This is a genomic window from Streptomyces sp. NPDC056373 (genome assembly GCF_042262425.1).
Classification (GTDB): Bacteria; Actinomycetota; Actinomycetes; order Streptomycetales; family Streptomycetaceae; genus Streptomyces.
On the sequence record NZ_JBHJPX010000006.1, the window covers coordinates 412,067 to 431,249 of the forward strand.

The 19,183-nt window shown below is 71.4% G+C and carries 18 protein-coding genes and 1 pseudogene; 11 read left to right on the forward strand and 8 right to left on the reverse strand.

From position 1 onward, the window contains the following. Window positions 1-174: 174 nt before the first annotated feature. Window positions 175-1,164 carry a hypothetical protein gene (locus tag ACFCXS_RS15605; protein WP_376643783.1) on the forward strand — a complete coding sequence of 330 codons (990 nt, stop codon included), beginning with the start codon at window positions 175-177 and terminating at the stop codon, window positions 1,162-1,164. Between the two features lie 60 nt (window positions 1,165-1,224). Here the strand turns inward: ACFCXS_RS15605 and ACFCXS_RS15610 are convergent, their stop codons facing one another. Beyond that, on the reverse strand, window positions 1,225-2,763 hold the full coding sequence (locus ACFCXS_RS15610; protein WP_376643784.1) for a peptide MFS transporter: 1,539 nt from the start codon (window positions 2,761-2,763) through the stop codon (window positions 1,225-1,227). A 517-nt stretch (window positions 2,764-3,280) separates the two neighbouring features. On the opposite strand from ACFCXS_RS15610, the gene ACFCXS_RS15615 reads away from it, so the two are divergent. Both ACFCXS_RS15615 and ACFCXS_RS15620 read left to right on the forward strand, forming a co-directional pair. After that, on the forward strand, window positions 3,281-3,958 hold the full coding sequence (locus tag ACFCXS_RS15615) for a response regulator transcription factor (protein ID WP_053675697.1): 678 nt from the start codon (window positions 3,281-3,283) through the stop codon (window positions 3,956-3,958). Window positions 3,959-3,986: 28 nt separating this feature from the next. Continuing rightward, a complete protein-coding gene (locus ACFCXS_RS15620; RefSeq protein ID WP_376643786.1) occupies window positions 3,987-5,264 on the forward strand; it encodes an ATP-binding protein in 1,278 nt (425 codons plus the stop codon). An 81-nt stretch (window positions 5,265-5,345) separates the two neighbouring features. Here ACFCXS_RS15620 and ACFCXS_RS15625 read toward each other — a convergent pair whose 3' ends face one another. Further along, on the reverse strand, window positions 5,346-5,840 hold the full coding sequence (locus ACFCXS_RS15625; protein ID WP_376643788.1) for a GtrA family protein: 495 nt from the start codon (window positions 5,838-5,840) through the stop codon (window positions 5,346-5,348). A gap of 163 nt (window positions 5,841-6,003) precedes the next feature. Here ACFCXS_RS15625 and ACFCXS_RS15630 point away from each other — a divergent pair, with 163 nt between their 5' ends. Genes ACFCXS_RS15630 through ACFCXS_RS15640 form a run of 3 tightly spaced genes read left to right on the forward strand, consistent with a single transcriptional unit; the run spans window position 6,004 to window position 8,860 of the window. Further along, window positions 6,004-7,143: a 5-(carboxyamino)imidazole ribonucleotide synthase gene (locus ACFCXS_RS15630; RefSeq protein WP_376643789.1), complete on the forward strand. Its 1,140-nt coding sequence runs from the start codon at window positions 6,004-6,006 to the stop codon at window positions 7,141-7,143. After that, window positions 7,140-7,667: a 5-(carboxyamino)imidazole ribonucleotide mutase gene (gene purE, locus ACFCXS_RS15635; protein ID WP_003990723.1), complete on the forward strand. Its 528-nt coding sequence runs from the start codon at window positions 7,140-7,142 to the stop codon at window positions 7,665-7,667. The genes ACFCXS_RS15630 and purE overlap by 4 nt, the downstream gene beginning before the upstream one ends. A 5-nt stretch (window positions 7,668-7,672) precedes the next feature. Continuing rightward, on the forward strand, window positions 7,673-8,860 hold the full coding sequence (locus ACFCXS_RS15640) for a dipeptidase (protein WP_376643790.1): 1,188 nt from the start codon (window positions 7,673-7,675) through the stop codon (window positions 8,858-8,860). Here the strand turns inward: ACFCXS_RS15640 and ACFCXS_RS15645 are convergent. Beyond that, a pseudogene (locus ACFCXS_RS15645) lies at window positions 8,800-9,937 on the reverse strand (alkene reductase). The gene ACFCXS_RS15640 and the pseudogene ACFCXS_RS15645 sit on opposite strands and share 61 nt — an antisense overlap. A 53-nt stretch (window positions 9,938-9,990) precedes the next feature. On the opposite strand from ACFCXS_RS15645, the gene ACFCXS_RS15650 reads away from it, so the two are divergent. Then, entirely contained in the window at window positions 9,991-10,350 is a 360-nt protein-coding gene (locus tag ACFCXS_RS15650; RefSeq protein ID WP_376643791.1) for a MerR family transcriptional regulator, read from the forward strand. Between the two features lie 112 nt (window positions 10,351-10,462). After that, on the forward strand, window positions 10,463-11,599 hold the full coding sequence (locus tag ACFCXS_RS15655; RefSeq protein ID WP_376643792.1) for a dipeptidase: 1,137 nt from the start codon (window positions 10,463-10,465) through the stop codon (window positions 11,597-11,599). A 68-nt stretch (window positions 11,600-11,667) separates the two neighbouring features. On the opposite strand, the gene ACFCXS_RS15660 is transcribed toward ACFCXS_RS15655, so the two are convergent. Beyond that, window positions 11,668-12,063: a VOC family protein gene (locus ACFCXS_RS15660; RefSeq protein ID WP_376643793.1), complete on the reverse strand. Its 396-nt coding sequence runs from the start codon at window positions 12,061-12,063 to the stop codon at window positions 11,668-11,670. Window positions 12,064-12,077: 14 nt separating this feature from the next. After that, window positions 12,078-12,449, reverse strand: a complete 372-nt coding sequence (locus ACFCXS_RS15665) for a VOC family protein (protein WP_376643794.1) — start codon at window positions 12,447-12,449, stop codon at window positions 12,078-12,080. A gap of 116 nt (window positions 12,450-12,565) precedes the next feature. Between ACFCXS_RS15665 and ACFCXS_RS15670 the strand changes: the two genes are divergently transcribed. Beyond that, complete coding sequence (locus ACFCXS_RS15670; RefSeq protein WP_376643795.1) at window positions 12,566-13,072, forward strand: CGNR zinc finger domain-containing protein; 507 nt, start codon at window positions 12,566-12,568, stop codon at window positions 13,070-13,072. A 164-nt stretch (window positions 13,073-13,236) separates the two neighbouring features. Here ACFCXS_RS15670 and ACFCXS_RS15675 read toward each other — a convergent pair whose 3' ends face one another. Further along, window positions 13,237-14,580, reverse strand: a complete 1,344-nt coding sequence (locus ACFCXS_RS15675) for a UDP-glucose dehydrogenase family protein (protein WP_376643797.1) — start codon at window positions 14,578-14,580, stop codon at window positions 13,237-13,239. Window positions 14,581-14,768: 188 nt separating this feature from the next. Here ACFCXS_RS15675 and ACFCXS_RS15680 point away from each other — a divergent pair, with 188 nt between their 5' ends. Beyond that, window positions 14,769-15,926, forward strand: a complete 1,158-nt coding sequence (locus ACFCXS_RS15680; RefSeq protein ID WP_358282308.1) for an acyl-CoA dehydrogenase — start codon at window positions 14,769-14,771, stop codon at window positions 15,924-15,926. 39 nt (window positions 15,927-15,965) lie between these two features. Here the strand turns inward: ACFCXS_RS15680 and ACFCXS_RS15685 are convergent, their stop codons facing one another. Further along, entirely contained in the window at window positions 15,966-17,195 is a 1,230-nt protein-coding gene (locus tag ACFCXS_RS15685; RefSeq protein WP_376643798.1) for a phosphatidylserine/phosphatidylglycerophosphate/cardiolipin synthase family protein, read from the reverse strand. 225 nt (window positions 17,196-17,420) lie between these two features. Here ACFCXS_RS15685 and ACFCXS_RS15690 point away from each other — a divergent pair, with 225 nt between their 5' ends. Next, window positions 17,421-17,786 carry a four-helix bundle copper-binding protein gene (locus ACFCXS_RS15690; protein WP_104780261.1) on the forward strand — a complete coding sequence of 122 codons (366 nt, stop codon included), beginning with the start codon at window positions 17,421-17,423 and terminating at the stop codon, window positions 17,784-17,786. 78 nt (window positions 17,787-17,864) lie between these two features. On the opposite strand, the gene ACFCXS_RS15695 is transcribed toward ACFCXS_RS15690, so the two are convergent. Continuing rightward, a complete protein-coding gene (locus tag ACFCXS_RS15695) occupies window positions 17,865-19,166 on the reverse strand; it encodes an LCP family protein (RefSeq protein ID WP_376643800.1) in 1,302 nt (433 codons plus the stop codon). Window positions 19,167-19,183: the final 17 nt, after the last annotated feature.

The window sequence follows — 19,183 nt, forward strand, 5'->3', positions numbered from 1 at the left end:
GGGTCGCACCGCCCGTGTGCGGGACGGTACGCCGCTCGGTCGGGCCGCGTGCCGTCACCGTGCGGCTGCCGGTGCCGCCGGTGCCGTTTCGGGCGGGTCGCACCGCCCGTGTGCAGGACCGTACGCCGCTCGGTCCGGCCCCGTGCCGGCACCGTAGGACTGCTGGAGCCGCCGATGCCGTTCGCCGTTCGTTCTCCGTACGTGTCACTGCCGGTGCTGCTGGCGCTGCTGCTGGTCCTGGTGGGTGCCGGGCCCGTCGGCGCGGTGGACCGGCCCGTCGTCGAGCTGTCCAAGGCCCAGGCGGGCACGGGCGGTTCGGTCACGGTCAGCGGCAGCGGCTGGCGGCCGCGCGCCCTGCTGACGCTGCTCGTGTGCGGGCAGGCCGAGCCGCGGCGGGGCGTGACCGGCGGCACCAACTCCTGCGCCAACACCGACGGCCGGGCCGTCACCACCGGCGCCGACGGGCGCTTCCGCCGCGAACTGCCCGTCGTGGAGCCGCCCGTGCCGTGCCCCTGCGTGGTGCACGCGGCGACCGTGACGGGAGCCGAGGCCGAGGCCGACGCGGCCCTCCAGGTCGCCGGGCACACGGTCGAGCCGCTGCCCGCGGAGGCGGCCGGCGGACGGCTGTCCCTGCTCGCGGACACCCGGCTGCGTGGTTCCGGCGGCCTGCTCACCTGGTTCGGCTCCCCGCCCGCCCGGACCCTCGTGGTCACGCTCGGCAACATCGGCACGTCCGCAGTGAAGGACCCGGTCTTCCAGGTCGGCACCGCGCACGGCGTGTACGCCCCCGAGTGGCAGGACCAGCGCTGGCGCGGCACGATCCGGCCCGGCGGCAGGGCCCGCGTCGAGCTGCCCGTGGAACTCGGCGCCGGGGCGCACGGCGACTACACCGTGTCGCTGAAGTACGGGGGCAAGGTGCTCGCCGAACACCCCTGGGGCGTTGACCGCCCCTGGGGCGTGACCCTGTTCTGGATCCTCGCCCTCCTGGTCGTACCGGCGGCACTCGTGCGCGGCGCACTGGCCGTGATCGACCACGTACGGCCGCGCCGCCCGGGGCACGCGGCCCGCCCGGCCCGCCGCCTGCCGCTGCCGGCCCCCCGCCGGGCCTCCGCCACGCCCTGGTTCGCCCCGGACGGCGACCCGCCGAGAGGGACCGGGACATGAGGAAGGGCCGTCACACCCGGGGGTTGCGACGGCCCTTCTCCGCGAATCAGACGGCCGCGATCAGTGGACGTCGCCCATCAGCGACTTGACCTGCCTGCGGTACATGTACACCGCGAGACCGGCCAGCACGGCGAGCACCGCCTCCGCGGCGACCGCACCGGTGCCGCTCAGGTCCACGCCGCCGACGGCCGGGTTGGAGAGCAGACCCGTCACCGAGTCGCCCGCCGTGACCGCGAGGAACCAGACGCCCATCATCTGGCTGGCGTACTTGGCCGGGGCCATCTTCGTCGTCACGGACAGGCCGACCGGCGAGAGGCACAGCTCACCGACGGTCTGGATCAGGTAGATGCCCACCAGCCACATCGGGCTGACCAGAGTGTCGCCACCGGCCATGCCCAGCGGCAGCAGGAAGAAGAAGAACGAGACACCGATGAAGAACAGCGCCGCGGCGAACTTGGCGACGGTGCTCGGCTCCTTGCCCTTGCGGTTCAGCCACAGCCAGATCCAGGCGAACACCGGGGCCAGCGCCATGATGAACACCGGGTTCAGCGACTGGTACCAGGAGGACGGGAAGTCGAAGCCGAGCAGCGAGCCGGAAGCCTTCGTCTCACCGAACGCCTGGACCGTGGAGCCGCCCTGGTCGTAGATCATCCAGAACGCGGCGGCCGCGACGAAGAACCAGATGTAGCCGGTCATCTTCGACTGCTCGACCGTGCTGAGTTCCTTGTCACGCTTGATGCGGAGCAGCACGCCGGCCGGGATGACCAGGCCGATGACCGTCAGCGGGATCATGGCCCAGTTCAGGGTGAAGTGGCCGGTGAAACCGACGACGCCGTAGAAGACGGCCGCGACGATCAGCCACAGCAGGCCCTTGCGCAGCCAGGACGCGCGCTCCTCGGCCGCCAGCGGCTTGGGCACGACGTTGCTCTGCGGGCTGAGGTTGCGGGTGCCGAGGAGGAAGGCGACGAGGCCGATGCCCATGCCGACCGCGGCCAGACCGAAGCCGAGGTGCCAGCTCACCTGCTGGCCGACGGTGCCGATGATCAGCGGCGCGAAGAAGGCACCCATGTTGATGCCCATGTAGAAGATCGTGAAGCCGCCGTCACGGCGCGGGTCGTCCGGCCCGTCGTAGAGGTGGCCGACCATCGTGGAGATGTTGGCCTTCAGCAGGCCGGAGCCCAGGGCCACCAGCGCCAGACCGGCGAAGAAGGGCGCCTGACCGCCGGGCAGGGCCAGCACCAGGTGGCCTGCCATGATCGTGACGGCCGCGATCGCCACCGTCTTGCGCGGTCCCCAGACGCGGTCGCCGAGCCAGCCACCGGGCATGGCGAGCAGGTACACCATCGACAGGTACACCGAGTAGATGGCCGTCGTCGTGGCGAGGTCCATGCCCAGACCGCCGCCCATGCTGCCCTTCTTGGCGTCCGGACCGCCGGAGAGCAGGTAGACGACGAGCAGGGCCCGCATGCCGTAGAAGCTGAACCGCTCCCACATCTCGGTCATGAACAAAGTGGCCAGTCCGCGGGGGTGGCCGAAGAAGGTCTTCTCGGAACCGGGGGTGCCCGGTCGGGCCGAGTCCTTCGTCAGGCTGGACGCCATGGTCGTTCCTTGCTGCTCGGGACGCGCCCCGCAGCAGCGGTGGTGCGCCCGGTGGGGGTATGCCGGCACCGGTGGGTACGGCCGTCCACCCGACGCCTTCGGGGGGTCCGCTCCGGGTCACGGAGCGGTGGGCGGTCGCCACGGGGATCCACACCTCTACGCGCGTCGCCGCACTGCGAGGCCCGGCCACAGGTCGTTTCACGTTGGGGGGCCGGCGGGAACCGACCCGCACACAAAAGAGACCCTCAGGGCAAACGGCCGCTGAAGGTCGCCATGGTGCTACAGGCGTTGATTCACCATACGGCAGGACACCGCCCCATATGGAAGGACTTGAGACACGGATCACAGGTGTCGGGGGAACCGTACGCCCGTTTCCAAGGTCCTTACCGCGATCCCATCCCAGGGGCGGAGGTTCTTACGCGTACCTCACGCACGTAAGAACCGCGCATGCCGACGGTAAGAATCAAGGGATCCGGTCACACCCCAGCTCAGGGCGTTGCAGGTCTACCATCACCTCATGACCCGTGTACTGCTCGCCGAGGACGATGCGTCCATCTCGGAGCCGCTGGCCCGTGCTCTGCGCCGGGAGGGCTACGAGGTCGAGGTCCGTGAGGACGGACCCACCGCTCTCGACGCCGGACTGCAGGGTGGTGTCGACCTGGTCGTGCTCGACCTCGGTCTGCCCGGCATGGACGGCCTGGAAGTGGCCCGTCGCCTGCGGGGCGAAGGCCACGCCATCCCGATCCTCATCCTGACCGCGCGCGCCGACGAGGTGGACACCGTCGTCGGGCTCGACGCGGGCGCCGACGACTACGTCACCAAGCCGTTCCGGCTCGCCGAGCTGCTGGCCCGGGTGCGGGCCCTGCTCCGGCGCGGGGTCTCCGAGCCGCAGCAGCCGCCCGCCACGCACGGCGTGCGCATCGACGTCGAGTCGCACCGCGCCTGGATGGGCGAGGAGGAGCTCCAGCTCACCGCCAAGGAGTTCGACCTGCTGCGGGTGCTGGTGCGCGACGCGGGCCGGGTCGTCACCCGCGACCAGCTGATGCGGGAGGTCTGGGACACGACCTGGTGGTCCTCGACCAAGACCCTCGACATGCACATCTCCTGGCTGCGCAAGAAGCTCGGCGACGACGCGGCCAACCCCCGCTACATCGCCACCGTGCGCGGTGTGGGCTTCCGTTTCGAGAAGAGCTGAGCCGCGAGGCCGGCTCGGGTAACAGGACATGCGTCGCCGACTGATCCAGTCCACGCTCGCCGTGGTGCTCGTCGTGATCGCCGTCTTCGGCGTCTCCCTCGTCATCGTCGAGACCCGGACGATCAGCAACAGCGCCCAGGAGCGGGTGGACTCCGAGGCGGTCCGGCTGGCCAGCATCGTCGACAGCCGGCTCTTCGGGGCGCAGCAGGTCGACGCGGAGGTGCTCCGCCAGCAGGTCACGCAGGACCGCTACTACGCGGTGATCCGCATCCCGGGCGAGTCGCCCATCGAGGTCGGCGACAGGCCGGACGGTGACGTCATCACCGCGACCGCGCCCGGCGAGGAGGGCGAGACGGTCACCGTCCAGGAGCCGCGCTCCTCGGTGACCCGGGAGGTCGGCCGGACGCTGCTGATCATCGCGCTCGTCGCACTGCTGGCCGTGGTGGCCGCGGTGCTGCTGGCCGTCCGCCAGGCGAACCGGCTGGCGTCGCCGCTGACCGACCTCGCGGAGACGGCCGAGCGGCTCGGCTCGGGCGATCCGCGGCCCCGGCACAAGCGGTACGGGGTGCCCGAGCTGGACCGGGTGGCGGACGTGCTGGACGGCTCCGCCGAGCGCATCGCCCGCATGCTGACCGCCGAACGCCGGCTGGCCGCGGACGCCTCCCACCAGCTGCGCACGCCGCTCACGGCGCTGTCGATGCGGCTGGAGGAGATCACCCTCACCGACGACCCGGACACGGTGAAGGAGGAGGCGACCATCGCGCTGACGCAGGTCGAGCGGCTCACGGACGTCGTGGAGCGGCTGCTGACGAACTCCCGCGATCCGCGCACCGGCTCCGCCGTCTCCTTCGACCTCGACGAGGTCATCCAGCAGCAGCTCGCGGAGTGGCGGCCGGCGTACCGCAGCGCGGGGCGGGCGATCGTCAGCTCCGGCAAACGGCATCTGCGTGCGGTGGGCACGCCCGGCGCGGTCGCGCAGGTGCTGGCCGCGCTGATCGAGAACTCCCTCATGCACGGCGGCGGCACGGTGGCCCTGCGCACCCGCGTCACCGGCAACCAGGCGGTCATCGAGGTCACGGACGAAGGCCCCGGCATCCCCGCCGACCTCGGGGCCCGCATCTTCGAACGGGCGATCAGCGGCCGCAACTCCACGGGCATCGGCCTGGCGGTCGGCCGCGACCTGGCGGAGGCCGACGGCGGCCGTCTGGAAATGCTCCAGACCAAACCCCCGGTCTTCGGCCTGTTCCTGTCCCGCACCCCCCTGCACAAGCCCGCGGACGACGACGAGGAGCCGACGGTCCGCTAGGTCATTCCGCAAAGTCCCGCCTGCCCCGCGGGCGGACGACGGGACTTTGCGGACACGACCCAGGACCGCGCCGCGTGCGGGTCACGGCACCTGCTGCCTGGTCTTCGGGAGGTCGGTGGGCTCGGTCCGGGGGGCCGGGGCCGGTTCCCGGGCGGGCAGCGCGCGGAAGACCCAGGAACGGTAGGACCAGAAGCGGAACAGGGTCGCGATGCCGATGCCCAGGAACTTGAAGACGTTGTTCTGCAGCGGGGTGTCCCAGCCGAAGCCGTAGGTGGCCGCGTACAGGACGCCGTTCTCGATGACCAAGCCGATGGCGCTGAACAGCAGGAACAGGGTCATCTCACGGGTACGGCGGCTCTTGTCGCGGTCGCGGTACGTGAAGTAGCGGAAGCCGACGTAGTTGAAGACGATCGCCACGACGGTCGCGATGACGCTCGCGCGGACCACCTGGAGGTCGGTGGTGTGCCGCACCAGGTTGAAGACGAGGAGGTTGACCAGCACCCCGGCGCCGCCCACCGCGCCGAACTTGGCGACTTCGTGAACGACACGTCGGAGCCGGGAGGCACCACGTTCCATGGTCGTACAGGCCCCCGTCCGTTCGTCGGCGTCAACCCAGCCATGCTAACCACCCTCCCGCGCGATCTTCCTGCGGATGCCGGTGGGCGGCCGGAGATGGTCCGGGCGGGGCCGGTGGGGGACAGGAAACCGGCCACCCTGGCGCGGCCGATACCCTGGGGGCGTGACGTTCCCGGTAGTCGGCATGGTCGGCGGTGGCCAGCTCGCTCGTATGACACACGAGGCGGGCATCCCGCTGGGCATCAGGTTCAAGCTTCTCAGTGACACCCCGCAGGACTCCGCTGCGCAGGTCGTGAGCGATGTCGTCGTCGGCGACTATCGCGACCTCGACACGCTGCGCGAGTTCGCCCGGGGGTGCGATGTGATCACCTTCGATCACGAACACGTACCCACCGAGCACCTCAGGGCCCTGGAGGCGGACGGCATCCCCGTCCGTCCCGGCCCCGACGCGCTCGTGCACGCCCAGGACAAGGGGGTGATGCGCGCGAAGCTCGACGCGATCGGCGTCCCCTGCCCCAGACACAGACTCGTCTCCGATCCGCAGGACGTGGCGGCCTTCGCGGCCGAGGGCGAGGGATTCCCGGTCGTCCTCAAGACCGTCCGCGGCGGCTACGACGGCAAGGGCGTGTGGGTCGTCGACTCCGTCGAGGAGGCCGCCGACCCCTTCAAGGCCGGTGTCCCCGTGCTGGCCGAGGAGAAGGTCGACTTCCTGCGCGAGCTCGCCGCCAACGTGGTGCGCTCCCCGCACGGCCAGGCCGTGGCCTACCCCGTCGTCGAGTCCCGCCAGGTGGGCGGCGTCTGCGACACGGTCATCGCCCCGGCCCCCGACCTCGACGAGGCCCTCGCCCTGGAGGCCTCCGAGATGGCGCTGAACATCGCCAAGGAGCTCGGCGTCGTCGGGCACCTCGCGGTCGAGCTGTTCCAGACCCGCGACGGGCGGATCCTCGTCAACGAGCTCGCGATGCGCCCCCACAACTCCGGCCACTGGTCGATGGACGGCGCGGTCACCAGCCAGTTCGCCAACCACGTCCGGGCCGTCCTGGACCTGCCCCTCGGCGACCCGCGCCCGCGTGCCGAGTGGACGGTCATGGTCAACGTCCTCGGCGGCGACTACCCGGACATGTACTCCGCGTACCTGCACTGCATGGCACGCGACCCCCAGCTCAAGATCCACATGTACGGCAAGGACGTGAAGCCCGGCCGCAAGGTCGGTCACGTCAACACCTACGGCGACGACCTGGACGAGGTGCTGGAGCGCGCCCGTCACGCTGCCGGCTACCTGAGAGGCACCATCACCGAATGAGCCCTGTTGTTGGCATCGTCATGGGGTCGGACTCCGACTGGCCCGTCATGGAGGCCGCCGCCAAGGCCCTCGACGAGTTCGAGATCGCCTACGAGGTCGACGTCGTCTCCGCGCACCGCATGCCGCGCGAGATGGTCGCCTACGGCGAGCAGGCCGACGCCCGCGGGCTCAAGGTGATCATCGCCGGGGCGGGCGGCGCCGCCCACCTGCCCGGCATGCTCGCCTCGGTGACCCCGCTGCCGGTCATCGGCGTGCCCGTGCCGCTGAAGTACCTCGACGGCATGGACAGCCTCCTGTCCATCGTGCAGATGCCGGCCGGTGTCCCCGTCGCCACGGTCTCCGTCGCCGGGGCCCGCAACGCCGGGCTGCTCGCGGCCCGCATCCTCGCCGCGCACGACGAGGAACTGCGCGGCCGGATGCGCGACTTCCAGCAGGAGCTGAACGACCAGGCCACCGAGAAGGGCAAGCGCCTGCGCTCCAAGGTCGAGGGCTCGGGCGGCTTCGGCTTCGGCGCGGGGAAGTGACGGCGATGACCTCCCAGGAGGCAGCCCGGGAACTCCTGCGGGAGTTCCCGGTCGTCGACGGCCACAACGACCTGCCCTGGGCGCTGCGCGAGCAGGTCCGCTACGACCTCGACGCCCGCGACATCGCCACCGACCAGAGCGCCCACCTGCACACCGACATCCCCCGGCTGCGCGCGGGCGGGGTCGGCGCGCAGTACTGGTCGGTGTACGTCCGCACGGACGCGCCCGACCCGGTCGCCGCCACGCTCGAACAGATCGACTGCGTACGGCAGCTGCTGACCCGCCACCCCGAGGACCTGCGCCCCGCGCTCACCGCCGCCGACATGGAGGCCGCGCGCGGGGAGGGGCGTATCGCCTCCCTCATGGGCGCGGAGGGCGGCCACTCCATCGCGGGCTCCCTGGGCACCCTGCGCGGCCTGTACGGGCTCGGTGTGCGGTACATGACCCTCACCCACAACGACAACGTCGACTGGGCGGACTCCGCGACCGACGAGCCGAAGGCCGGTGGCCTGACCGCGTTCGGCCGTGAGGTCGTCCGGGAGATGAACCGGCTCGGCATGCTCGTCGACCTCTCCCACGTCGCGGCGACGACCATGCGGGACGCGCTCGACGCGAGCTCCGCCCCGGTGATCTTCTCCCACTCGTCCTCCCGGGCGGTGTGCGACCACCCGCGCAACATCCCCGACGACGTCCTGGAGCGGCTGCCCGCCAACGGCGGCATGGCGATGGTGACGTTCGTGCCGAAGTTCGTGCTCCAGGCGGCCGTGGACTGGACGGCCGAGGCCGACGAGAACATGCGCGCGCACGGCTTCCACCACCTCGACACCACCGCGGAGGCCATGAAGGTCCACCGCGCCTTCGAGGAGCGGCACCCGCGCCCGGTCGCGACGGTGTCGACGGTCGCCGACCACCTGGACCACATGCGCGAGGTGGCCGGCATCGACCACCTCGGCATCGGAGGCGACTACGACGGCACGGCCTTCACCCCCGACGGCCTCGCCGACGTCTCCGGCTACCCGAACCTCCTCGCGGAACTGCTCGACCGCGGCTGGTCCAAGGCCGACCTGGCCAAGCTGACCTGGAAGAACGCGGTCCGGGTGCTGGACGCGGCGGAGGACGTCGCCCGGGGTCTTCAGGCGACGCGGCCGCCGTCCAACGCCACGATCGAGTCGCTGGACGCGCCCGCCGGCTGAGCGTCGAGGGCGGGGTAGTCGGTGTAGCCGGCCGCCCCGCCCACGTACATGAAGTACCGGTCGCGCATCGCGTTGAGCGGCGCCCCGAGCCGCAGCCGCGCCACCAGGTCGGGGTTGGCGAGGAAGGGCCGGCCCAGCGCGATCAGGTCGGCCCCGGCGGCCAGCAGCGCCCCGGAGGCCCGGTGCACCTCCCGCGTGGAGACCTCCCTCAGCACCGGATTGCCGATGAGCACGCCCGGCCAGGCGGCGCGTACCTTCCGGAACACCGATGTGTCCGGGTCGGCGTGCACCAGGTGCAGATAGGCCAGGCCCAGACCGCCGAGCCGCGCGGCGAGCGCGGGGTAGAGCTCCTCCGTCTCGCCCTCCGCGATGCCGTTGACGGTGTTGCCGGGGGAGACCCGCAGCCCCGTCCGCTCCGCACCGATCTCGGCGGCCACGGCCTCGGTCACCTCGGCGGTGAACCGGATCCGGGCGGCGACGGAGCCGCCGTAGCCGTCGGTGCGGAGGTTGGTGTTGCGGGCGAGGAACTGGTGCAGCAGATGACCGTTGGCGGAGTGCACCTCCACCCCCTCGAACCCGGCGTCCACGGCGTTGCGGGCCGCCTTCGCGAAGTCGGCGACGGTGGTGCGGATGTCCTCGGCGGTCATCTCCCGGGGGACGACGGACGGCACGCGCCCCTGGGGCGTGTGGATCGTCTCGGGCAGCGGGACGGGTGAGGGCGCGACCGGCGTGAGTCCGCTGGTCGCGGGGTGGCCGACCCGGCCGCCGTGCTGGAGCTGCAGGAACATCCGCCCGCCCGCGTCCCGCACCGCATCGGTGACCCGCCGCCAGCCGGCCACGTGCGCCGGGCTGTGGACGGCGGTGATGTTCGGGTACGTCTGCCCGGTCGCGTTCGGGGTCGAGGCCTCGGCGATGATCAGTCCGGCCGAGGCGCGCTGGGCGTAGTACGTGGCCATGAGCGGGGTCGGAGTGCCGTCGGCCGCGGCCCGGTTCCTGGTCAGCGGAGCCATCACCAGACGGCTGCAGGTCCAGCGCGGGCAGCCGAGCCGGTTCGAAGAGTGCTGTCGAGTACGTCATGCCGGTACGCTAGAACCTGACACTGATGTCAGATTCAAGTCCGGGGGTGGCACGTGCGGATCGGTGAACTGGCCCGGCGCACCGGCGTGAGCGAGCGGTCGCTGCGCTACTACGAGAAGCAGGGGATGCTGTTCGCCGAGCGCACCCCGGGCGGGCACCGGGAGTACCCGGAGGCGGCCGTGGACCGGGTGATCCGGATCCAGGAGCTGTTCGCGGCGGGGCTGTGCAGCGAGAAGATCGTCCAGCTGCTGCCCTGCATGCGGGACACCGACGGCGGCCCCTCCGTCGTGGCCACCCCGAAGCTGGTCGCGGACCTCACCGCCGAGCGGGCCCGCATCGACCGGATGATCGCCGATCTGGTCCGCTCGCGGGACACCCTGGACGAGGTGATCGAGGCCGCCCGGCCGTCCTGAGGGCACCCGCGCGCGAGGCCGGCGCCGTACTCCGAACGCCCCGCCCACCAGGAACCGCGTCCCACTCCGTGCGACGGTGACCGTACCTCACGAACGACCGTACGGAGCCGCCATGGCAGACCTCCAGGACGACCTGCGCACCGGCGCCGCGGCCGCCGGCGAGTTCGACGAGCTGGCCGAGCCGTACCCCGACGAGGGCCTTGTCACGGCGGAGCCCTACGAGCCCGTCTCCGACCCGGAAGACGCGCCCATGACCCGGGCCCGCGCCATCCTCGCCGCCCACCCCGTGGCCGACGGCTACAACGGACTGCCCTGGGCGCTCAAGCGCCTTTCCTGGTACGACCTTCAGGACGGCGAGAGCACCGTCGACACGGACGTGCCCCGGCTGCGCAGCGGGCATGTGGGCGCCCTGTTCTGGTCGTTGCACCTGCCCGAGGGCCTCGTCGGCGACCGGGCCGTGGGCGCCACCCTGGAGCAACTGGACCTGGCGAAGACCATCGTGCGGACCTGCGAGGAGGGACTGCGGCCCGCCTGCACGGCCGGGCAGGTCGCGGACGCCCGCAACTGCGGCCGCGTCGCCGTGCTGCTCGGCCCCGCCGGTGCCGCGTCCCTGGGCGACTCGCTCGGCATCCTGCGCCAGCTGCACCTGCTCGGGCTGCGTGTCCTCACCCTGGCCGGGGTGTCCTGGGCGAGTGACGCGGGGCTGACCCGGTTCGGTGAGGAGGTCGTGCGCGAGATGAACCGCCTCGGCGTGATCGCGGACCTCTCGGGCGCCTCCGTGCCGACCCTGCGCCGGACCCTGAGCCTGTCCCGGGCCCCCGTGCTGTGCAGCCGCTCCGCCGCCCGGAGCCTGCGCCCCCACCCCGCCAACCTCCCCGACGACCTGCTGGCGGAGCTGGGCGCGGCCAAGGGGCTGTGCCTGGTGCCGCTGACCGCCGAGCAGGCCGGCCCCACCGTCCGCGACGTCGCCGACCACCTCGACCACATCCGGGACGTGGCCGGAGCGCACTGCGTCGGACTGTCCGGCACCTACGACTCCGGGGCGGCCCACCCGCAGGAGCTCGCCGACACCTCCTGCTATCCGCGCCTGGTCGCCGAGCTGCTGCGGCGCGGCTGGGAGGAGGCCGATGTGGCCCAGCTGACCTGGGGCAACGTCCAGCGCGTCCTGCGCGGGGCCGACTTCACGGCCCGCGCCGCCCAGCAACGCCGGGAGCCGTCGACAGCGAAGATCTCGGAGCTGGACGGGTAGCGGGGCCGCAGGCCCGTTCCGGCTCGTCGGGCCGGTCGTGCTGCCCGGCCCGAAGCCGTTCTGCCTGGCTACGGCTCGATCCGGCACAGGCAGAACGGGTGTCCCGCCGGGTCGGCGTAGACGCGGAAGCCCTTCTTCTCGTCGTCCTCCTTGTCCAGCACCCGCGCGCCCAGCGCCAGCACCCGCTCCTCGGCCGCGTCGATCTCGTCCCAGGTCGCTCCGCCGTCGAAGTCCAGATGGAACTGCTGGGCGTTGCGGTCGGCCCGCGGCCACTCCGGCGCGGTGTGGTCCGGCGAGCGCTGGAAGGCGAGCCTGGGGCCGCCGGGGACGCGCAGCACCACCCAGCCGGGGTCGTCGTCCTCCCGCTCCGGTGTACCGCCGACGACCTGCGCGTAGAAGCGGGCCAGCGCGTGAGGGTCGGGGCAGTCGACGACCACGGAACGGAAACGTGCCACGGCGGACATAGGGCCTCCAGGGGTCAGCAGGCGCAGAGGCAGAACGGGTGCCCGGCCGGATCGGCGTAAACCCGGAAGGAACGCTTCCGGTCCTCGGCGTCCAGCGCCTTCGCGCCGAGGGCCAGCACGCCCTTCTCGGCCTCGTCCAGGTCGTCCACCACCAGGTCGAGGTGGAACTGCTGCGAGCCGTCGGGCGACGGCCACGGCGGCGGCACGTGTCCGGGAGCGGCCTGGAAGGCCAGGGGGGTGCCGCCCGGCACCTTCAGGTCGATCCACACGTCGTCCCCGTCCGTCTCCACCGTCGGCGTACCCCCGAGCACCTCGGCGTAGAAACCGGCCAGCGCGTGCGGGTCGGGACAGTCCAGGACCACGACACCCAGCTTGGCGAGAGCCATGACTTCCTCCTCGAAGTCGACGTTACCCACAGGGACGGGTAACCAGTAACCGTTACTGCATGCTCCCCCATAGGCGGTAACCTCGCAAGGGAATTCGCGAGAGGTACGGTCCAGCCATGACGGAGAGATCGCCCGCGCCCGGCGGCCTGACCCTGGTCGAGGCCCTGGTGAACACGCTGGACATCGAGTCCGGCGCCGACGCGCTGGACACGCGCGAAGGCCGGGAGCGCCTCGGCATCACCGCGGACGAGACCGACCGGGCCCGCACCCTGCGCGAGTCCCTGCGCGCGACCCTGCTCGCCCACGCCGGCCACCCGCCGCACCGCGAGGTCACCCCGCTCGGCGCGCTCCTGGCCGAGGCCCCGCTCCTCGTCACCGTCGACGCGGCGGACGGCTCGGCCGCCCTGGCCCCCGCCGACAGCAGCTCCCTGCACGCCCGTGTGGCCGCCGCCGTGGCCGAGGCCCTGGTCGCCGGCACCTGGACCCGCCTCAAGGCCTGCGAGGCCGCCGACTGCCACTGGGCCTACTACGACCGCAGCCCGGCCGGACGTGGCCGCTGGTGCTCCATGCAGGTCTGCGGGGCCCGCGCGAAGATGCGCCGCTACCGGGCCAAGGGAGCGTAGCGGGGCCCCGGCGGGCCTCCGCGGCGCCGTCCTGCCCGGCCCGCTCCGCCCAAAGCGCTCCAGCCGCCCCGCCACCCGTCCGGGTGGGGCAGAATGCACGAAGACGCCGGTTCGGCCGACTGAGCCTCGGCCGAACCGGCGTCGCCTGTGGGCGCCTTACGCGCTCAGGCCTTGGGACGCCCCATCGCCCGGTACGTCCAGCCGGCCTTGCGCCACAGCTCCGGGTCCAGGGCGTTGCGGCCGTCCAGGATGACCCGGGCCGCGGCGACCTCGCCGAGCGCCTCGGCGTCGAGCTCCCGGAACTCCCGCCACTCCGTCAGATGCAGCACGATGTCGGCGCCGCGCACCGCGTCCAGCGCCGAGCCGGCGTAGCCGAGGGTCGGGAACACGCTGCGGGCGTTGTCCATGCCCTTCGGGTCGTAGACCGTGACCTGGCCGCCCTGCAGATGGATCTGCCCGGCCACGTTGAGCGCGGGGGAGTCCCGGACGTCGTCCGAGTCGGGCTTGAAGGTCGCGCCCAGCACCGCCACCCGCTTGCCCAGGAACGGCCCGCCGCCCAGCGCCTGCCGGGTCAGCTCCACCATCTGCCCGCGCTGGCGCATGTTGATCGAGTCGATCTCCCGCAGGAACGTCAGCGCCTGGTCCGCACCCAGCTCACCGGCGCGCGCCATGAACGCCCGGATGTCCTTCGGCAGACACCCGCCGCCGAAGCCGATCCCGGCCCGCAGGAACTTCCTGCCGATCCGGTCGTCGTACCCGATGGCCTCCGCCAGCTTGGCGACATCACCGCCCGCCGCCTCGCACACCTCCGCCATCGCGTTGATGAACGAGATCTTCGTGGCGAGGAAGGAGTTCGCGGAGGTCTTCACCAGCTCCGAGGTCGGGAAGTCCGTCACCACGAACGGCGAGCCCTCGGCGATCGGCGTCGCGTACACCTCCCGCAGCAGCTTCTCGGCCCGCTCGCTGCGCACACCCACCACGAGACGGTCCGGGTGCAGCGTGTCTTCGACGGCGAAACCCTCGCGCAGGAACTCCGGGTTCCACGCCAGCTCGGCGTCCTGACCGGCGGGCGCGTGCGCGGCCAGGTAGGCAGCGAGGCGGTCCGCGGAGCCGACCGGCACGGTCGACTTGCCGACGACCAGCGCCGGACCGTGCAGATGCGGGGCGAGCGAGGCGATCGCGGCGTCGACGTAGCTCATGTCGCAGGCGTACTCGCCGTGCCGCTGCGGGGTGTTCACGCAGACGAAGTGCACATCGCCGAACGCGCCCAGCTCGGCCCAGTCCCGGGTGAAGCGCAGCCGTCCGCTGGAGCCCTCGATGCCGGCCACGTGCTTGCGCAGCAGCTCCTCCAGGCCCGGCTCGTACATCGGGGCCTCGGCGCGCTCCAGCTTCTCGATCTTCTCGCGCACCACGTCGAGGGCGAGCACCTCGAAGCCCAGCTCGGCCATGGCCGCCGCGTGTGTCGCGCCGAGATAACCGGTGCCGATCACGGTGATCTTCAGGGCCATGGGAACTCCAGGGGTCTACGGCATGCGGTGCGCGCCCGAGCATAGCCGGGGCATGGCGGCGCGCCTCACCGGGCAACTTCTCCGCTGTCGCCTAGCTCACGTATCACTCGGGTGGGCGACCCCATAAACTTTTGATTACTTAACGGTAGTTAGCGTCAGCATCGCAGCGTTTTGGAGCGTGAGAGACCTTGGCCGGATCGGCTGACTTCGACCTGTACCGCCCGTCCGAGGAGCACGACATGCTCCGTGACGCCGTCCGCTCGCTGGCCGAGGCGAAGATCGCGCCGCACGCCGCCGCGGTGGACGAGGAGGCCCGCTTCCCCCGCGAAGCCCTCCAGGCCCTGGTCGCGAACGACCTGCACGCCGTGCACGTACCCGAGGAGTACGGCGGCTCCGGCGCGGACGCGCTGGCCACCGTCATAGTGATCGAGGAGGTCGCCCGCGTGTGCGCCTCCTCCTCCCTCATCCCGGCCGTGAACAAGCTGGGCTCCCTGCCGGTGATCCTCTCCGGCTCCGAGGACCTCAAGAAGCGGTACATGACCCCGCTCGCCAAGGGCGAGGGCATGTTCTCCTACTGCCTCTCCGAGCCGGACGCCGGCTCGGACGCCGCCGGCATGAAGACCAAGGCCGTCCGCGACGGCGACCACTGGATCCTCAACGGCGTGAAGCGCTGGATCACCAACGCCGGCGAGTCCGAGTACTACACGGTGATGGCCGTCACCGACCCCACCAAGCGCTCCAAGGGCATCTCCGCCTTCGTCGTCGAGAAGTCCGACGAGGGCGTCTCCTTCGGCGCCCCCGAGAAGAAGCTCGGCATCAAGGGCTCCCCGACCCGCGAGGTCTACCTCGACAACGTCCGCATCCCCGCCGACCGCATGATCGGCGAGGAGGGCACCGGCTTCGCCACGGCGATGAAGACCCTCGACCACACCCGCATCACCATCGCCGCCCAGGCCCTCGGCATCGCCCAGGGCGCCCTCGACTACGCCAAGGGCTATGTCCAGGAGCGCAAGCAGTTCGGCAAGCCGATCGCCGACTTCCAGGGCATCCAGTTCATGCTCGCCGACATGGCCATGAAGATCTCGGCCGCCCGCGCCCTGACCTACCAGGCCGCCGCCGCCTCCCAGCGCGTCGACGCCGACCTCACCTACCTGGGCGCCGCCGCCAAGTGCTTCGCCTCGGACGTGGCGATGGAGGCCACCACGGACGCGGTCCAGCTCCTCGGCGGCTACGGCTACACCCGCGACTACCCGGTGGAGCGCATGATGCGCGACGCCAAGATCACGCAAATTTATGAAGGAACGAACCAAGTTCAGCGGATCGTCATGGCCCGCAACCTGCCGTAGCCCGGCCCCGGGGGCCGGACGTTCCGGCCCCCGGCGTTCTCACAGGAAGCGGCGGATCGGGGTCACCGCCGCCTCGGTCAGGCGCTCGGTGAGGGGCCGCCGCTTCCAGCGGGCCGGGTCGATCGGCTCGCTCCGCTTCTTGTCCGTCTCGAAGTCGGCGTCGAGCCGCGCCGTGAAGTCCTCGTCGAGGACGGCCAGGACGACCTCCTCGTCATGCTCCATGGAGCGGCGGTTGAAGTTCGTGGAGCCGATGAGGGAGCAGACCCCGTCCACCGTCATGATCTTCGTGTGGAGCATCGTCGGCTGGTACTCCCGCACGTCCACACCGGCGTCGACGAGCGTCTGGTAGTGCTGCCGCCCGGCCAGCAGGCACGCCCGCTGGTCGGTGTGCGGTCCGGGGAGCAGGATCTCGACCTCGACCCCGCGACGGGCGGCCGCGGCCAGCAGGTCGATGAAGTAGGTGTCGGGGGCGAAGTAGGCCGTGGCCAGCCGCAGGCGCTCCTGTGCCGAGGTGATCAGGACGCGCAGGACCGTCTGCATGTCCTGCCAGCCGAACGAGGCCGAGCCCCGCACGACCTGGACCGTGGCCTGTCCCGGCTGCTCCTGGGTGGTGAAGCGGTCGTGCTCGTCGTAGAGGTCGTCGTGACACTCGGCCCAGTTCTGGGCGAAGGCCGCGGCGATGCCGTCCACAGCGGGGCCGCGGACCTGGACGTGAGTGTCGCGCCACTCGTCCGGGTTGCGCGCGTCGCCGCACCACTCCTCCGCGATGCCCACGCCACCGGTGAAGGCCGTGTGCTCGTCGGTGACCAGCACCTTGCGGTGGCAGCGGTGGTTCTGCCGCATCGGTGACAGGCGCGTGGGTCTGCGGAACCAGGCCACCTGGACACCCGCCTCGTCCATGGCGTCCAGCAGGCCCCGCTCTATCTCCTTGGCCCCGAAGCCGTCCAGCAGCAGCCGCACCCGCACACCCGCGCGGGCCCGCTCGGCCAGGGCGTCGGCGAACTCGTGGGCGACCTCGCCGCGCCAGTACACGAACGTCATCATGTCGACGGTGTGCTCGGCGGCCCGGATGGCGGCCAGCATCGCCGGGAAGATCTCGTCGCCGTTGCGCAGCGGCTTCAGCTCGTTGCCCTCGGTCGCGGCGATGCCGATCAACCGCTCCAGCCGTCTGCGCAGCCGCAGTTTCTGTTCCTCCGGCCCTCTCGGGCCCGTACCTCTCCGGCCGCTCGGACCCGCGGCCTGCGGTTCGTCGTACATCTGCTGTGTCATGTGTGGGTCTCCCCCCTGCACGGTTGCCCCGTCCCGCCCTGCCGCGCCGGACCCCGGCGCGCCTGCATCCCCTTTTTGCCGCTGCCGGCGCTTTCACGCAGAGCCCGCTGAGTCGTGCCTCACACACGAGGGACGGTCCGCCCTGTGGTGCTCATGGGGCCGGAGGCGTAGGACGAGAGGAGCGGGCGTCGATCCGCGGCTCCCGCCATCCCCTGGGAGGACGTCATGACCCAGCAGCCCGCCACCACCACCCCGCTCAGCAAGGAGATGCAGGACTGCGTCCAGACCTGCATGACCTGCCACAGCGTGTGCGAGGAGACCATGAGCTCCTGCCTGCAGATGGGCGGCCCGGCCCAGATGCAGATCATGCGCGCGGTCATGGACTGCGCCGAGATGACGCGCATGTGCGCCGACATGATGATGCGCCGCTCCCCGCTCATGGCCGAGATGTGCGCGATGTGCGCCCGGGCCTGTGACATGTGCGCCGAGGCGTGTATGTCCATGCCGGAGGACGCGCAGATGATGCGCTGCGCCGAGGCATGTCGCCGCTGTGCCGAGTCGTGCCGCTCGATGTCGGGCGCCTCGATGTGAGAACCACCGCACGGCGAAGGGGGCACCCGCCCGGGTGCCCCCTTCGCCACGGCCCGAGAAGCAGCCTCGCCTTCCCGCTCAGTTGCCGGAGACGGTGACCTTCTCGTCGTTCTTCAGCTCGTTCACCAGCGTCTTCACCTTCGCGGTGTTCCACTGGAGGTTGCCGTTGGAGGTGTTGCCGGCGATCGGCATGTTCATCGACTTGCCCTCGCCGCCGCTGACGCCCTTCATCGCCCAGAACATGGACGCCAGGTCGAACAGGCTCATGTCCTTGTCGACCACGAGGGTGTCCAGGCCGGCGCTCATGGTCGGGTACAGCTTGAAGGGGTTGAGGACCGTGCCCGGGGTGGCGACCTGGTTGGCCAGGGCCGAGAGGAACTTCTGCTGGTTCTTCGTACGGTCCAGGTCGGAGCCGGCGAGCGCGTAGCGGGTGCGGACGAAGGCGAGGGCCTGCTCGCCGTTCAGCGTCTGCTCGCCCTTCTTGAAGTTCGCGCCGGACTTGGTGTCCTTGATGTCCTGCGGGATGTCCATCTCGACGCCGCCGACCGCGTCCACGATGTTCGCGAAGCCGGCGAAGCCGATCTCCACGTAGTGGTCGATGTGCAGGCCCGTGTTGGCCTCGACCGTGCGGACCAGCAGCTCCGGGCCGTCCTCCGCGAAGGCCGCGTTGAGCTTGGTCTGGCGGCCCGTGGCCGGGTAGAGCTTGCCGGAGTCGGAGCCCTTGTACGACGGGATCGTGACGTTGGAGTCGCGCGGCAGCGAGACCAGCGTCGGGGCACCGCCGCCGGTGTGCAGGATCATCATCGAGTCCGTGCGCTTGCCCTCGGCGGACCCGGTGTGCAGCTTCTTCTTCTCCTCGGCCGACATGCCCTTGCGGCTGTCGGAGCCGACGATCAGGTAGTTCGTGCCCTCGCCCGCCTCCGGCCGGTCGATGACCTTCGACAGGTCGACCTCGCGGTTGAGCTTGGAGTCGGCCCAGAAGTAGGTGCCGACGCTCGTCACGACGAGCAGCGTGACCAGCGTGATGGCGGTCACCTTGATGCGGCGGCGCCAGTTCGGCGCGGGACGCGGCTCGTACATGCCGTCGCCCGGGCCGCCGGGGCCTCTGCCGCCGGGGGAGCCGTAGACCTGGCCGGTGTTGTAGCCGCTGTCGTAGCCGTCACCGGGGCCGTAGCCGCCGCCGTCCACGTAGGACGGCTGCTGCGGTACGCCGCCGCCGTACGGCGGGGCGCCGCCGTATCCCGCCTGCCCGGGCGATGCCGCCGGGCCGCGGCGGACCTGCCGCATGACGCGGGCGCTCTCGGGCCGTGCGCTCGAGCTGCCGCGTCCGAAGCGGTTGCCGCGGTTGTCACCGGAGAATCCCTCGGGCCAGTCATTCATGCGCCCCAGTGTGCAGG